Source organism: Streptantibioticus cattleyicolor NRRL 8057 = DSM 46488, assembly GCF_000240165.1.
GTDB lineage: Bacteria > Actinomycetota > Actinomycetes > Streptomycetales > Streptomycetaceae > Streptantibioticus > Streptantibioticus cattleyicolor.
This window is the reverse complement of the sequence record NC_017585.1, coordinates 695,687-709,803: the sequence shown is the minus strand read 5'-3', so window position 1 is coordinate 709,803 and position 14,117 is coordinate 695,687. Positions and strand designations below refer to the sequence as shown.

Sequence of the window (14,117 nt, the reverse complement as noted above, 5' to 3'; positions counted from 1 at the left end):
CGTGTCCGCACCGTGGTGGCACCAGGCCGTGCTCTACCAGGTCTACCCCCGCAGCTTCGCCGACGGGGACGGTGACGGCACCGGTGACCTCAAGGGGCTGCGGGACCGGCTGCCGTACCTCGCCGCGCTCGGCGTGGACGCGCTGTGGATCTGCCCGTGGTACCCCTCACCGTGGGCCGACGGCGGATACGACGTCACCGACCACCGCGGGGTCCACCCGCTCCTGGGCACCCTCGCCGACGCCGAGGAACTGGTGGCGGCGGCCCACGCGCAGGACCTGCGCGTCCTGCTCGACCTGGTGCCCAACCACACCGCCACCGACCACCCGTGGTTCCGCGCGGCCCTCGCCGCCGGACCCGGCTCTCCGGAACGGCGGCGCTACCACTTCCACGACGGACACGGCGACGCGCCCCCCACCGACTGGCGCGGCGCCTACGGCCGTCCGGTGTGGAGCCGCGTCACCGAACCCGACGGCACCCCGGGCCAGTGGTACCTCCACCTGTTCGGACCCCAGCAGCCCGACCTCGACTGGTCCCACCCCGACGTGTCCGCCGCCTTCGACGAGGTGCTGCGCTTCTGGTTCGACCGCGGCGTGGACGGTCTGCGCGTCGACGTCGCCCACGCCATCGCCAAGGCCCCCGGACTGCGTGACGACGGCCGCCACCCGTACTGGGACCGCGACGAGGTGCACGACGTCCACCGGCGCTGGCGGGCCGCCGCCGACACCCGTACCCCGCCGCGCTTCCTGATCGGCGAGGTGTGGGTGGACGGCCCCGAACGCCTCGCCCGCTACGTGCGCCCCGGCGAACTGCACTCGGTGTTCGCCTTCGACCTCCTCACCGCGCCGTGGCGGGCCGGACACCTGCGGCGTGCCGTCGACGGCACGCTGGAGGCGTTGGGCCGGGTCGGCGCCGCGCCCACCTGGGTGCTCGGCAACCACGACGCGGTGCGCCAGGTCTCCCGGTACGGCCGCCCCCAGCCGTGGCATCCGGTACGGGAGTCGGGGGAGCTGGACGACGCCTGGGAGGACCTGGCGCTGGGCCGCCGCCGGGCCCGGGCCGCCGCCTTGCTGATGCTGGCGCTGCCCGGCGGTGCCTGCCTCTACCAGGGCGAGGAACTGGGCCTGGAGGAGGTGGAGGACCTCCCCGAGGCGCTGCTGGAGGACCCCAACTGGGAGCTGTCCGGCCGCACCGACCGGGGCCGGGACGGCTGCCGCGTCCCCCTGCCGTGGACCCCGGACGGCCCCTGGCTCGGCTTCGGCGGCCCGCCCTGGCTGCCGCAGCCGCCCGCCTGGCGCCGCCTCGCCGCCTCCGTCCAGGACGGCGACCCCGGCTCCACCCTGGAGCTGTACCGCGCCGCCCTGCGCCTGCGCCCCGCGCACCACGGCCCGCTGCGCTGGCTCGACGCCCCCGCCGACGTCCTCGATCTCACCCGCGGCGGGACCACCCGGTGCGTGGTCAACCTCTCCGCCGGCCGCCACCGGCTGCCCGCCGGTCACCAAGTGCTGCTGGCCAGCGGCGAGTTGGACGGTGACCGGCTGCCCCCGGACACCACGGTGTGGCTCCGCCCGGCACCGTGAAGGGCCGGGCGGAGCGGTGGTCACGCCGCGCGCCGGGACAGCCGCAACGTGACGATCTGGAACGGACGCAGCGTCAGCTCCACGGTGTCCCCGTCCACCACCGGCGCCGCCGCCTGGGCGAGCGGACGTTCCAGCAGGTCGCACTCGACGGCGCCGGCCAGCGTGAACCCGGCGGTGAGCCGGGCCCGGGCCCGGCCGCCATGGGCCTCGTACGCCCGCACCACCACGTCCCCGCTCCCGTCGTCGGCCAGCTTCACGGCGCTGAGCACCACCGCGTCCCGGTCCACCGAGACCAGCGGCGCCACCACCGCGTCCCCGGGCACCCGGCGCTCCGGCAGCCCGACGCGGTACCCCTCGCGCACCGCGTCGCCCACCGAGGCCCCCGGCACCAGCGCGTACCGGAAGCGGTGGACGCCCTGGTCGGTGTGGGGGTCGGGGAACCGGGGCGCGCGCAGCAGGGAGAGCCGTACCGTGGTGGTGGTGCCCGGCTCCGCGGCGCGTACGGTACGGGTCACGTCGTGACCGTAGGTGGACGCGGTGACCACGGCGACCCCCCAGCCGGGCTCCTCGACGTGGACGAAGCGGTGGTTGCACGCCTCGAACTTGGCGGCCTCCCAGCTGGTGTTGGTGTGGGTCGGCCGGTACAGATGGCCGAACTGGGTCTCCGCGGCGTAGCGGTCGGCGTGCACGTCGAGCGGGAAGGCGACCTTGAGGAACTTCTCGGTCTCGTGCCAGTCCACCTCGGTGTCGAACTCCAGCCGCGCGGCGCCCGGTTGGAGCGTCAGCGTCTGGACCGCCCGCGAGGAACCGAAGGACCGCACCACCCGCACCGCCACCGCGTCCGGGCCGTCGGCGGTGAGCGCCACCTCGTCGGCGTCCACCAGGTCGGTGACGCTGTTGCGGTAGAACTGGTCGACGTCCCACGCGTCCCACATGTTGGGGAAGTCGGGGTGGATCTGGAGCAGGTTGGCCGCGGTCCCCGGGGCGAGCGTCTCCCGACCGGCCGCGACGTCGTACGCCGAGACCACCAGCCCGCGGCCGTCCACCACGACCCGCAGCACGCCGTTGTCGAGCAGGAAACCGCCCTCGGCACGGGCCGTCGCGGCGCAGCCGCCGGGCGCCGGCGCGGCCGGGCGGGCGCCGCCGGCCGGGATGCCGCCCCGCTCGTGCGGCGCGGCGTTGAAGACCACCTCACCGCCGCCGTCGGCCGCCCCGGCCAGCGCCCGCTGCGCCGCGCCGATCACCGACTCCAGCTCGGCGGCGACCGCCGCGTACGTCTTCTCCGCCTCCCGGTGCACCCACGCGATCGACGAGCCCGGCAGGATGTCGTGGAACTGGTGGAGCAGCACCGTCTTCCAGATCCGGTCCAACTCCTCGTACGGGTACGGGAAGCCGGTGCGTACCGCGGCCGTGGCGGCCCACAGCTCGGCCTCGCGCAGCAGGTTCTCGCTGCGCCGGTTGCCCTGCTTGGTGCCGGCCTGGCTGGTCAGCGTGGCGCGGTGCAACTCCAGGTAGAGCTCGCCGACCCACACCGGCGGCTGCGGGTACTCGGCCTGCGCGGCGGCGAAGAACTCCGCGGGCCGGCCCCACTCGACGGTCGCCGAGCCCTCCAGGTTCCGCAGCCGGGCCGCCTTGGCCACCATCTCCCGGGTGGTGCCCCCGCCGCCGTCGCCCCAGCCGGTCGGCGCCAGCGAGTTGCGGGCCACCCCCTTGTCCTTGAAGTTCCGCGCGGCGTGCGCGATCTCCTTGCCGGACACCGAGCAGTTGTAGGTGTCCACCGGCGGGAAGTGGGTGAAGATCCGGGTGCCGTCGATCCCCTCCCACCAGAACGTGTGGTGCGGGAACCGGTTCACCTGGCTCCAGGAGATCTTCTGCGTCAGCAGCCACTTGGCCCCGGCCGCCTTGATGATCTGCGGCAGCCCGGCGGCGAAGCCGAACGTGTCCGGCAGCCACGCCTCCTCGCACTCGACGCCGAACTCCTCCAGGAAGAACCGCTTGCCGTGCACGAACTGCCGGGCCATCGCCTCCGAGCCGGGCATGTTGGTGTCGGACTCCACCCACATCCCGCCGGCCGGTACGAAGCGCCCCTCGGCCACCGCCGCCTTGACCTTGGCGTACACCTCCGGCCGGTGCTCCTTGATCCAGGCGTACTGCTGCGCCTGCGACATGGTGTAGACGAACTCGGGGTGGTCGGCCAGGAGCGCGGTCATGTTGGCGGTGGTCCGGGCCACCTTGCGGACGGTCTCGCGCAGCGGCCACAGCCACGCCGAGTCGATGTGCGCGTGGCCCACCGCGGTGACGCGGTGCGCCGACGGCTCCGCGGGGGAGGCGAGGACCCGGGCCAGCAGCTCCCGGGCGGCCGGGGCGGTGGCGCCCACGTCCTGGAGGTCGAGCGCGTCCAGCGCCCGGTCGACCGCGCGCAGGATCTCCCAGCGCCGGGCGCCCTCCACCGGCAGCTCGGCCATCAGCTCACCGAGCACCTCCAGGTCCTGCACCAGCTCCCACACCGTGGTGTCGAGGACGGCCAGGTCCATCCGCGCGAGCTTGTACTGCGGCTCGTCGCCCGCGGTCTCCTTGTCGCCCAGATCGGTGGGGAGGAAGGGGTGGTAGTCGAGGATCACCGGGTTGGCGGCGGCCTCGACGTGGAGCAGCACCTCCTCGCCGCCCAAGGCCGGGGAGCCGACCGGCACCCACTGGTTGCGCGGGTTGATCCCCTTGACCGGGGTGCCGTCCGGCCGGTAGACGAGCCCCTCGCACTGGAACCCCGGCATGTTGGCGTCGAAGCCCAGGTCGATCAGGGCCTCCACGGTGCGCCCCGCCCACCGCTGCGGCACCGTGCCGGAGACCGTGAGCCAACTCGTGCTCCACGGCGCCCCCCACGCGGCGCCGACCGCGATCGGGGTGCGCGGCGCGGCGAGCCCTTCGGCCACCGGCACCGGCTCGCCGGGCGCGGTCCAGATCCCGACCTCCAACGGCACCGACTCCGGGTACACGGCGGGGCGGATCCGTTCCTCGAGCACCCGCTTGAGGCGGGCTTCGACCAGGGTGCGGTCGTCATGCATGACAGTGCTCCGATGGCTCGCTGGTGGGGAGGAGGGTGACGGTGGACTCTCAGTGGACGTCGTGCGGTGTGACCACCTCGGTGATGCCGCGTGCGGCGAGGTGATCGGCATCGGTGGCGTGTTCGGCCAGCACCGTGGTGGGGCGCGCGCCCTGCGCGGTCAGCCGCATGAACGCCTCGAAGACCGCGCCGCCGGGGGCGCACACGGAGCGCGCGGGCGCCTGGTCGCCGGGTCCGACGTCCACCACGAGCGCCGTGGTGCGCGGGCGCGGCGCCGGTGTTTCGGTACGCCACCGGCGGACCGCCTCGGCCACCGCCCGCCCGGCCGGCTTGACCCGGCGGTCCTGGGTGAGCAGCCCGAGGCTGTACTCCAGCTCCGGGAAGTCGGCGAGCCGGCGGTCCACGTCGTGCGAGCACCACCAGGTGACCCCCCACACCTCGGGGCAGTCCAGGACGGCGTCGATGGTGGCGGTGGCGAACTCGGCCGCGTACTCGGCCGGGACGTGCGGTGCCGGGGCGCCCACCTCCTGGAGCCACACCGGGCGCCGTGGCTCGCGGGCCCACGCCTTGGCCAGCTCCACCAGGTAGGCGGCGTGCTGGGCGGTGGCGGTGGACCGGGTGCCGTAGCGCTGCGCGGTGCCGTTGAACACCCAGGAGTGGACGGCGGTGACCGCGCCGATCCGGGCGCTGTGCGCCGGGGTGAAGGGGTGGTCGTCGAGGTACCAGGCGGCGTCGTACTCGGCGTGCAGATGGAGCCGCCCGGGGGCGCCGCGCTCGCAGGCGTCCAGCATCCGGCGCAGCCAGTCGCCGGCCTGCTCGGGGGTGACGCGGTCGGGGTCGGGGTGCGGATGGCCGGAGAACTGGTTGATCTCGTTGCCGACCGTCATCCCGAGGAAGTTGGGGCGGTCCGCGAGGGCGGCGGCCAGCGTCCGCAGGTATTCCGCCTGCCCGGAGACGACGTCGGGGTCGGTGAACAGGTTGCGCCGGTGCCAGGTCGTCGTCCACGCGGGCAGGAAGTCGAAGCTGGACAGGTGGCCTTGGAGACCGTCCACGTTGACGTCGAGCCCGCGCTCGCCCGCCGCGTCGGTCAGCGCCGCCAACTGCTCGACCGCGCGCGGCCGGATCAGCGTCCGGTTCGGCTGGAACACCGGCCACAACGGGAACACCCGCACATGGTCGAAACCGAGCGCGGCGACGGAATCCAGATCCGCCCGTACCGCGTCCAGATCGAAATCCAGCCAGTGGTGGAACCAGCCGTTCGACGGGGTGTAGTTGACGCCGAAACGGGGTGAACGCGCGCTGGGCGGCGCGCCGTGCTGAGCGGCCATACTCGGCTTCAGTCCTTCGATGGGGGAGGCGGACGACGTCAGGCGCTGCGGTGCGCTGGACAATCTCCAGTACGGTGTGTGGCTTGTCAACACATTCCGTTCGGATTACCCGTGGGATGGCGCGAGTTCGCAGGCGGGGCGGGGTGAGCGAACGCTTGCGGAAGGCGACTAAAGCGCTTTACAGTGCTTCCGCTCAAGCGCATTAGTCCGGCCGTGGACGAATCGGTCGCCGAAGGAAGAACGGAGTAGCGCGACGATGCCGGCCACCCCTTCACCCGAGGAGAACGCCAACGCCGGCCCGGGGCCGGGCGGACGGCGCGCACGGGCCCGGCGGGCGACCATGAAGGACATCGCGCGCCGCGCCGGGGTCTCCGAGAGCGCCGTGTCGTTCGCCCTCAACGACCGGCCGGGGGTCTCCGAGGCGACCCGGGAACGGGTGCGGCGGGTGGCCGAACAGCTCGGCTGGCGGGCGAGTTCGGCGGCGAAGGCGCTCAGCGGGGTCGGCTCCGGCACCGTCGGCCTGGTGCTCGCCCGGCCCGCCGGGACGCTCGGCGTGGAGTCCTTCTTCCTCCAGCTGATCTCCGGCATCCAGCAGGTTCTCGCCGAACGCCAACTCGGCCTGCTCTTCCAGGTGGTGGAGGACCTCGACGCCGAATGCGCCACCTACCGCCGCTGGTGGGCGGAGCGCCGGGTGGACGGCGTCCTGGTGGTGGACCCGCGTTCCGCCGACCCCCGGCCCGGACTGCTGGACTCCCTGGCGCTGCCCACCGTGTTCGTCGGCGGGGCGCCGGAACGCCCCGACGACGCCGCGCTCTCCGTGGTGTCCGCCGACGACGCCGGGGCGATGGCCCGCGTGGTGGACCATCTGCACGGCCTCGGCCATCGCCGGATCACCCACATCGCCGGGCTGCCCGACCTGGCGCACACCGCCCGCCGGGTCGCCTCGCTGCGCGCCCAGGCCGAACGCCTCGGGCTCACCGGGGTCCGCTCGGTGACCACCGACTACTCCGACGCCCAGGGCGCCGCCGCCACCCGCCGCGTCCTCGACGAACCGGACCCGCCGACCGCCATCGTCTACGACAACGACGTGATGGCCGCCGCCGGTGTCGCCGTCGCCGCGGCCCGTGGCGTCGGCGTCCCCGCCGATCTGTCCGTCGTCGCCTGGGAGGACTCGGTGCTCTGCCGCGTGGTCCACCCGTGGCTGACCGCGCTCGCCCGGGACACCATCGCGTTCGGGCGGACGGCGGCGCGGGAGCTGACCGCGCTGCTCGACGGCGGCCCGCCGCGCACCGTCCGGCTGCCGCTGCCGGAGCTGGTGGTACGGGAGAGCACCGCGCCGCCCGGCCGCCCCTGAGCGCACCCGTACGGGGGATTCGGGCGGCGCGGGCTGGCCGGTACGGCCCATCTGGCTGCGGTTCTTCGGCCGGCTCGAACGCCGGACCGACCGGGGCGCCGTGACGAAGCGGGGGGTGCGGACGTTCTCCGGGCGCATGTCCGGTCGACCGTCGCCGGAACCGCCGTCCCGAGGAGCTGCGTTGGCCACTGATGCGATCGTCGTCGGCGCCCACCTGGTGCTGGAGCGGGACGGGGAGGTGCTGCTGGGCCGTGGGACGCCGGACGCGGAGTTCGGCGCCGGGCGGTGGCGGTTGCCGGCCGGGCGCGTGCTGGACGGACGCGCCCGCGCGTGCGCCGCCCGGGAGTGCGGCGCGGCGCTCGGCATCGCGCTGGGCGAGGAGGACCTGGAGCTGGCGCACGTGCTCCACCTGCCGGCCGACGCCGACGGTCCGCCCGGGCTCCACCTGTTCTTCCGCGCCCGCCGCTGGTCCGGCACCCCGCCGATGGCCGGCCCGCACGAGGACGACGGCTGGCGGTGGTGGCCCGGGGACGCGCTGCCCGACGGGCTGGCCCCGTACGCCGCGACCGCGCTGCGGGTCCTGGCCGCCGAGCGCTCACGGCAGGATCCGCCGGGCCCCGCGCTCGTCCCGCGCCCCGCCTCGCCCGCCCGCCGCTCCGGCGCCGCGGAGGCCGACGACCGGGCGGCGTCCGCCTCCCCACCGGTGCGGGTGGCGGCGGCGCTGGCCGGGATGAGCCTGCTGGTCACCGACGAGACCGGGCGGGTGCTCACCGTCAAACGCCCCAGCCACGACGAACAGCGCTGGCTGCTGCCCGGCGGCGCGCTGCGCGACACCGGCGAGACCCCACGGCAGGCCGCCGAACGCGCACTTCGCGAACTGGGCATCCGCAAGCCCTGCGGCCGGCTCCTCGCCACCGACTGGATCCCCCGGCCACCGCAGCCCGCCAAGTCCATCCACGTCTACGACGGCGGCGTGCTGACCGAGGACGAGTTCGCCGGACTGACCGGGCCGGACGGGACACCGCCCGCGCTGCGCCTGATCACCCCGGCCGAACTCCCCGTGGTGCTCCCGGAACGGCTCGTCCCCCGGGTCCGCACCTGCCTCGCCGCCCGGGCGGCCGGAGCCGGCGCGGTCGAACTGGTCAACGGGCGCCCGGTGACCGAGAGCGTGGTGGCCGTGGTCCACCACCCGGACACCGGCGAACTGCTGCTGTACGAACGCGACGAGCACGCCCGGCTCTGGCCGGACGGCTGGTCGCTGCTGGGCGGCCCGGTTGAACCCGGCGAGAGCCCGCCGGAGGCGCTGCGCCGCGAACTCTTCGTCGCCGCCGGGCTCACCGTGGACGACGACCCGTCCCTGGTGGAACGGGTCTGGGACCGCGAGGGCCCGCCGCCCCAACTGGTCACCGTCTACGCGCTCGCCCACCGGGGCGCCGCCGAGGACCTGGTGCTCGGCGAGGGGCGCCGGCTGCGCCTGGTCGACCCTGCCTGCCTGGACGACCACCCGATGCCGCCGTTCCTGCGGGCCACGCTCGACCGCTGGCTGGCCGCCCGCGCCGACCGCGACGCCGACCGAGGTGCCGACCGCGCGCCGTGAGTCGTGCCGCCGGGCCGGTTCACCGCGCCTGGTCGTAGGTGCTGACCTCGATCAGGTTGCCGTCCGGATCGCGCAGATACGTGCTGGTGACCGGGGCGAGCGCGCCGGTACGCGGCACCGGGCCCTGCTCCACCGGCACCCCGCAGGCGTCCAGATGGGCCCGGACCCGGTCCTGGGAGACGTCGGTGACCAGGCACAGGTCGGCGCTGCCGGGGACGGGGCGGGCGGCGTGCGGCCGGATCTCACGGCCGGCCCGATGGAGGTTGATCTTGCTGGGGCCGAAGGCGAGCGCGCGCCGGCCGTCGCCGAAGGTCACCGGGCGCATCCCCAGGGCGCGCCGGTAGAAGTCCACGGTGCGCTCCACGTCGGCCACGGTGAGCACCAGGTGGTCCACCCCGGTGATCCGGATGCCGGGCGGGCGGCCGTCGCCCTCCGCCGTCTGTTCGTCCGTCACGTGCTGCCTCCTCGCGTCACGACCCATACCCGTGATGTCGTCACGACTTATATTCGTGATGTGAACACCGAGGCAACACCGCCGGGCGCCGTGTCGCCCGAGGAAGCGCGGTTCAACTTCCGTTCCGGGCGGCTGAGTCTGGCCTTCGTCGCCACGGTGGGGGAGCGCTGGCGCGGCAACCACGAACGGCTGCGGACCCCGGCCGACCTGGCCCGCTGGTACCGCGAGGCCGGACTGCTCGACGAGCCGGTCGCGGTCACCCCGGCCGGGCTCGCCGAGGCGCGAACGGTGCGCGAGGCCGTCCACCGCATCGCGTGGAGCGTGATCGACGGACGGCGGGCGGCGCCATCGGACGAGGCCGTGCTCAACGCCGCCGCCGAGGCCCCGCCGCTCGTCCCCGTACTGCGTTCCGGCGCCCGCACGTTGCGGCCCCCCGCCCGGGGCGGTCAGCGGGCCGCGCTCAGCACGGTCGCCCGGGACGCGATAGAACTCTTCGCCGGTGCCGAGGCGGGGCGCATCCGGGCGTGCGCGAGCCCCGAATGCGCCCTGCTCTTCGTGGACACCAGCCGCCCCGGCCGGCGCCGCTGGTGCTCCAGCGACGCCTGCGGCGGCCGGGACCGCGCCGCGGCCTACCGCCGCCGCCGGGCCGCCCGCACGCAACGGTGACCGCGCGGGACTTACGGCCGACGGCCGATGACCATCCCCGGCCGGCGCCGGTGCACCGTCAGGTAGGACAACCCCGCCTCGCCGGCCACGAGTCCGCGGGCGGCGCCGTGCGGCAGCCACAACAACGTGCCCGGGGCGAGCGGGAGTCGCCCCTCGGCGGTCTCCACGGCGCCGCCGCCGGCCAGCACGTGGAGGAGGACGTCCAGGTCGGGCTCGGTGTGCGGGGCGACGCGCTGCCCGGCCGGCAGATGGACGACGTTGGCGTCGAGCTGGCGGCCGGACTCGGCGAGTTTCCACACCGCGCCGGCGGCCTCGGGGGCGGGTGAGGTCAGCGCCCGGGTGTCGCACAGCACACGGGGCACCGGCGGCACCGGCGGCACGGGTGCGGCGGATCCGGCCGGCTCCCGGCCCTCGGCGGACGACGTCACGGCGTTCTCCCTCTTCCCGCGCCCCTCGCGGATTCACCCAATTATTACATGTAATATTCGTGAAAAAGGTCGTGACGAGGCCGGACGCACCGGACCCGGCCCGCACGGGGCCGTCGCACGCCGGGAGAGTGATCGCCATGGGCCGCACACCGGACCGCTCGCGCCGCCACGCGGTGCTGGACGCGCTGCGCGCCGCCCCCGGTCCGCTGGGCGTCGCCGAACTCTCCGACCGGCTCGGCGTCCACGCCAACACCGTCCGCTTCCACCTGGACGCGCTCGTGGCCGACGGCGCCGTCGAGAGCACGGTGGAGCCGCCGGCCGGCCGGGGACGTCCGCGTACCGTCTACGCCCCGCGCCCGGGGATGGACCGCGGCGGCGAGCGCGGCTACCAACTGCTCGCCCGCATCCTGCTCGGCCACCTCGCCGCGGCCGGCCCCGAGGCCCACGACGACGCCCGCCGGGCCGGCCACACCTGGGGCCGCTTCCTGGTCGACCGGACCGCGCCCCACCACCGGCCCACCGCCGCCGAGGCCACCGCGCGCCTCTCCACCCTCCTCGCCGGCCTCGGCTTCCAGCCCGAGCCGTCCGACGCCACCCCGGCCCCGGAGGCGATCCGGCTGCGGCACTGCCCGTTCCTCGAACTCGCCGAGGAGAGCGCCACCCTGGTCTGCTCGGTCCATCTCGGCCTGATGCGCGGCGCGTTGGCGGAACTGGACGCCCCCGTGCGGGTGGCCCGGCTGGAACCGTTCGCCACCCCCGACACCTGCCTGGCCCGGCTGGAGCCGGCGGCAGCCGCGTAACGCGGTCCCCCATAATCACCGAAAGGCGACGCACCATCATGAACACGACCGCGGCAGCCGTCACCGGCGCGGTGGCCTTCGTCTGGCTCGGGATGGTCCTGGGCATCTCCTTCCTCGAAGCACCGCTGAAGTTCCGCGCCCCCGGGGTGACGGTGCCGATCGGACTGGGCATCGGCAGGCTGGTGTTCCGCGCGCTCAACGCGGTGGAGGCGGTGCTGGCGGTGGCCGTGGTGGTGGCGGTCGTGGCCGGCTCGGCGGGGGTGCCGGTGGTGGCCTGCGCGGTGGCGGCGGCCGTGCTCCTCGCCGTCCAGCTCGCGGTGATCCGCCCGCCGCTCAACCGGCGTTCGGACCGCGTGCTCGCCGGCGAGGAACTGCCCCGGTCCAGCGGGCACCTGTACTACGTGGCCTGCGAGAGCCTCAAGGTGGCCGCGCTCGTCGGGCTCGGCGTGAGCGCGCTGGTCCGCTGACCGCGCGGTCCGGCCGATCGGCGGAAAACCACGGCGCGCGGGTGAGGGTACCGCCGTCGGCGGGAACCCCGTTCCGACGGAGGTTCGGCCGACCGGACGGAGAGACAGGCGATGACCACCACCACGGGCCGCACCGGCCCCTGGACGGAGACCGACGCCCCACCCACCGCGATCCGACTGCCGGGCATCCTCCTCGGGGTGGGCCTCGGCGGCTTCGTGGACGGCATCCTGCTGCACCAGGTGCTCCAGTGGCACCACATGCTCAGCAGCACCGACACCGACAACATCGGCGTGCGCTACTACGACCCGCGCACCGTCTCCGGACTGCGGATGAACACCGTGTGGGACGGCGTCTTCCACGCCGTGTGCTGGCTCTCGGTGCTCGTCGGACTCGCCGTGCTCCACTCCAGGGTCACCCACGGCCGGCGGCGGGTGTGGACCTCCCGGGTGCTGTGGGGCTGGGTGCTCGTCGGCTGGGGGCTGTTCAACCTCGTCGAGGGGCTGCTCGACCATCAGATCCTCGGCATCCACCATGTGCACGGCGGCCCGTACCAGCTGTGGTGGGACATCGCGTTCCTGGTCGCCGGCGCCGTGCTGGTGGCCGTCGGCGACCTGCTCCGGCGCGGCGGCAGGCCGGCCGCGTGATCCACCACCACCCGCAGCCCGAGGCGCTCTGGGCCTCGCTGCCCGCCCTGCTGGTGCCGCTCACGGCCGCCGCCGGCTACCTGCTTGCCGTGCGTCGCGCCCGGCGGCGCAACCCCGCGCTCGGCTGGTCGCCCTGGCGCACCGGCGCCTTCCTCACCGGGTGCGCGCTGCTCGCCGCCGCCCTCGGCCCGCCCCTCGCCCCGCTCGCCCACGGCGACTTCCGCGGCCACATGCTCCAGCACATGCTGCTCGGCATGTACGCCCCGCTCGCCCTGGTGCTCGGCGCCCCCGTCACCCTGGGGCTGCGGACGCTGCCGGTGCGGTACGCCCGGCGGCTCACCCGGCTGCTGCACCGCCGTCCGGTGCGGCTGCTCGCCGCCCCGGTCACCGCGCTGCTGCTCACCGTCGGCCCGCTGGCCGCGCTGTACTTCACGCCGCTGTACGACGCCGTCGCGCGGCGGCCGTGGGCCCATCCGCTGCTCCACGCCCACTTCGTGGCCGCCGGCTCCCTGTTCGCCTGGGCGATCGCCGGTCCCGACCCGGCTCCGGCACGCCCGCCGGTGCCCGCGCGGCTGGGGGTGCTGGGGGTGGCGGTCGCCGCGCACGCCACGATCTCCCAGCTGATGTACGGCGGTTACGGGACCGGCGTCCACGTCCCGGCGGCACAGCTGCGCGGGGCGGCGGAGGTCATGTACTACGGCGGTGACATCGCCGAACTGCTGCTCGCCGCCGCCCTGGTGGCCACCTGGCGCCCGGTGCGGCGGCCCCGGACGGCGCCGCGCCCGGCCTGACGGTCAGCGGTCACCCGGCAGCAGATGCTGGTCCACCTCGCGGAACGACCACGCCCCGGACCGGCGGGTGAGGACCCACACCAGGTCGAACCGGTCGGGCCAGGTCTTCGGCGCGCCGCTGTCCGAGGCGCCGAGCGCGGCCACGATGTCCGGGATCCGCGAGTGCTCCCAGCAGATCAGCACCGGAGCGGCGGCCGTCGACGCCGCCGCCGCGAGGGCGCGTTCCCGCGTCTCGGCGTACGTGGTGAGTACCGGCAGCCCGAGGTGGCGGGCGAGCGGGGTCACGGTCTGCCGCATCCGGTGCGCACCCGCGTGCGGTCCGGTGTCGGCGGCGGCGTAGACGGTACGGGGGCGGTGGATGCCGGGCGGCGGGGTGTGGCCGGCCGGCGGGTCGAAGAGCGACGGCAGCGCGCGGGCGCGCTGCCAGCCGCGCGCGGTGAGCGACTTGGGGTCGGGCCGGCCGTCGTCGCCGATGCCGGGGTGGTGCTTGTCGGGCTTCTCCCCGTGCCGGATGATCATGATCACGGTGCCGTCGGCCACCGGACGCGACGGCCGTGGCGCGGTCCGCGCGGAGGCCGCCCGCACCTCACCGCAGCCGGTGAGCGCCAACGACGCCGCTGCCAGCCCGGCCAGCACGCTCCGCCGCCCCGGCCCGCCCTGCTCCGTGTACCCCCGCGTCATGCGGCCCTCCTCCAACTCGGCGGCGCGACGACCGCGTTCCGCCCCGGAAGACGGAACCCGGCCCGTTCCGGTTGGCCCCACCCGCCGATCTCCCGCCCCGGACGCGGTGGGGGAGGGGCGTCGGGCCGTCTCACATGAGGTCGTCGGCGACGGTGGAGGTCGGGGTGTGCAGGATGGCGTCGAACGCATCGAGGACGGGGGTGTGGAGGTAGGCGCTCCGGATCCGGATGCGGTCGGGGCCCGGGACGGCGGCGGTGTCTCCCGGC

General features: G+C 75.2%; 13 protein-coding genes. 8 read left to right on the top strand and 5 right to left on the bottom strand.

Annotation, left to right across the window (positions count from 1 at the left end):
- Position 1 precedes the first annotated feature (1 nt).
- Positions 2 to 1,579 carry a glycoside hydrolase family 13 protein gene (locus tag SCATT_RS30805; RefSeq protein WP_014151471.1) on the top strand — a complete coding sequence of 526 codons (1,578 nt, stop codon included), beginning with the start codon at positions 2 to 4 and terminating at the stop codon, positions 1,577 to 1,579.
- A gap of 20 nt (positions 1,580 to 1,599) precedes the next feature.
- Here the strand turns inward: SCATT_RS30805 and SCATT_RS30800 are convergent, their stop codons facing one another.
- Both SCATT_RS30800 and SCATT_RS30795 read right to left on the bottom strand, forming a co-directional pair.
- Complete coding sequence (locus tag SCATT_RS30800; protein ID WP_014151472.1) at positions 1,600 to 4,641, bottom strand: glycoside hydrolase family 38 N-terminal domain-containing protein; 3,042 nt, start codon at positions 4,639 to 4,641, stop codon at positions 1,600 to 1,602.
- A gap of 49 nt (positions 4,642 to 4,690) precedes the next feature.
- A complete protein-coding gene (locus SCATT_RS30795) occupies positions 4,691 to 5,968 on the bottom strand; it encodes a glycoside hydrolase 5 family protein (RefSeq protein ID WP_014151473.1) in 1,278 nt (425 codons plus the stop codon).
- A 256-nt stretch (positions 5,969 to 6,224) separates the two neighbouring features.
- On the opposite strand from SCATT_RS30795, the gene SCATT_RS30790 reads away from it, so the two are divergent.
- Positions 6,225 to 7,322: a LacI family DNA-binding transcriptional regulator gene (locus SCATT_RS30790; RefSeq protein ID WP_014151474.1), complete on the top strand. Its 1,098-nt coding sequence runs from the start codon at positions 6,225 to 6,227 to the stop codon at positions 7,320 to 7,322.
- 181 nt (positions 7,323 to 7,503) lie between these two features.
- Positions 7,504 to 8,919, top strand: a complete 1,416-nt coding sequence (locus tag SCATT_RS30785; RefSeq protein WP_014151475.1) for an NUDIX domain-containing protein — start codon at positions 7,504 to 7,506, stop codon at positions 8,917 to 8,919.
- 19 nt (positions 8,920 to 8,938) lie between these two features.
- On the opposite strand, the gene SCATT_RS30780 is transcribed toward SCATT_RS30785, so the two are convergent.
- Positions 8,939 to 9,328, bottom strand: a complete 390-nt coding sequence (locus tag SCATT_RS30780; RefSeq protein ID WP_041824026.1) for a VOC family protein — start codon at positions 9,326 to 9,328, stop codon at positions 8,939 to 8,941.
- A 105-nt stretch (positions 9,329 to 9,433) separates the two neighbouring features.
- Between SCATT_RS30780 and SCATT_RS30775 the strand changes: the two genes are divergently transcribed.
- Positions 9,434 to 10,039, top strand: coding sequence for a CGNR zinc finger domain-containing protein (locus SCATT_RS30775; RefSeq protein WP_014626855.1), 606 nt, complete (start codon positions 9,434 to 9,436; stop codon positions 10,037 to 10,039).
- Positions 10,040 to 10,050: 11 nt separating this feature from the next.
- Here the strand turns inward: SCATT_RS30775 and SCATT_RS30770 are convergent, their stop codons facing one another.
- Positions 10,051 to 10,467, bottom strand: coding sequence for a cupin domain-containing protein (locus tag SCATT_RS30770; protein ID WP_014151478.1), 417 nt, complete (start codon positions 10,465 to 10,467; stop codon positions 10,051 to 10,053).
- Positions 10,468 to 10,604: 137 nt separating this feature from the next.
- Here SCATT_RS30770 and SCATT_RS30765 point away from each other — a divergent pair, with 137 nt between their 5' ends.
- The 4 genes from SCATT_RS30765 (at position 10,605) to SCATT_RS30750 (ending at position 13,170) form a co-directional block, all read left to right on the top strand.
- The gene (locus tag SCATT_RS30765; protein WP_014151479.1) at positions 10,605 to 11,267 is read left to right on the top strand and encodes a helix-turn-helix transcriptional regulator; all 663 of its coding nucleotides are present in this window, start codon (positions 10,605 to 10,607) and stop codon (positions 11,265 to 11,267) included.
- A gap of 38 nt (positions 11,268 to 11,305) precedes the next feature.
- Entirely contained in the window at positions 11,306 to 11,734 is a 429-nt protein-coding gene (locus SCATT_RS38840) for a hypothetical protein (RefSeq protein ID WP_014151480.1), read from the top strand.
- A 111-nt stretch (positions 11,735 to 11,845) separates the two neighbouring features.
- The gene (locus tag SCATT_RS30755) at positions 11,846 to 12,379 is read left to right on the top strand and encodes a DUF2243 domain-containing protein (protein WP_014151481.1); all 534 of its coding nucleotides are present in this window, start codon (positions 11,846 to 11,848) and stop codon (positions 12,377 to 12,379) included.
- Positions 12,376 to 13,170: a cytochrome c oxidase assembly protein gene (locus SCATT_RS30750; RefSeq protein ID WP_014151482.1), complete on the top strand. Its 795-nt coding sequence runs from the start codon at positions 12,376 to 12,378 to the stop codon at positions 13,168 to 13,170. The genes SCATT_RS30755 and SCATT_RS30750 overlap by 4 nt, the downstream gene beginning before the upstream one ends.
- Positions 13,171 to 13,173: 3 nt before the next feature.
- Here SCATT_RS30750 and SCATT_RS30745 read toward each other — a convergent pair whose 3' ends face one another.
- A complete protein-coding gene (locus SCATT_RS30745; protein ID WP_014151483.1) occupies positions 13,174 to 13,851 on the bottom strand; it encodes a hypothetical protein in 678 nt (225 codons plus the stop codon).
- Positions 13,852 to 14,117: the final 266 nt, after the last annotated feature.

Excerpts from the sequence above, each read along its gene's own strand:
- SCATT_RS30800 (WP_014151472.1), bottom strand. The coding sequence starts at position 4,641 with ATGCATGACGACCGCACCCTGGTCGAAGCCCGCCTCAAGCGGGTGCTC.
- SCATT_RS30795 (WP_014151473.1), bottom strand. The coding sequence starts at position 5,968 with ATGGCCGCTCAGCACGGCGCGCCGCCCAGCGCGCGTTCACCCCGTTTC.
- SCATT_RS30790 (WP_014151474.1), top strand. The coding sequence starts at position 6,225 with ATGCCGGCCACCCCTTCACCCGAGGAGAACGCCAACGCCGGCCCGGGG.
- SCATT_RS30765 (WP_014151479.1), top strand. The coding sequence starts at position 10,605 with ATGGGCCGCACACCGGACCGCTCGCGCCGCCACGCGGTGCTGGACGCG.
- SCATT_RS38840 (WP_014151480.1), top strand. The coding sequence starts at position 11,306 with ATGAACACGACCGCGGCAGCCGTCACCGGCGCGGTGGCCTTCGTCTGG.
- SCATT_RS30755 (WP_014151481.1), top strand. The coding sequence starts at position 11,846 with ATGACCACCACCACGGGCCGCACCGGCCCCTGGACGGAGACCGACGCC.
- SCATT_RS30745 (WP_014151483.1), bottom strand. The coding sequence starts at position 13,851 with ATGACGCGGGGGTACACGGAGCAGGGCGGGCCGGGGCGGCGGAGCGTG.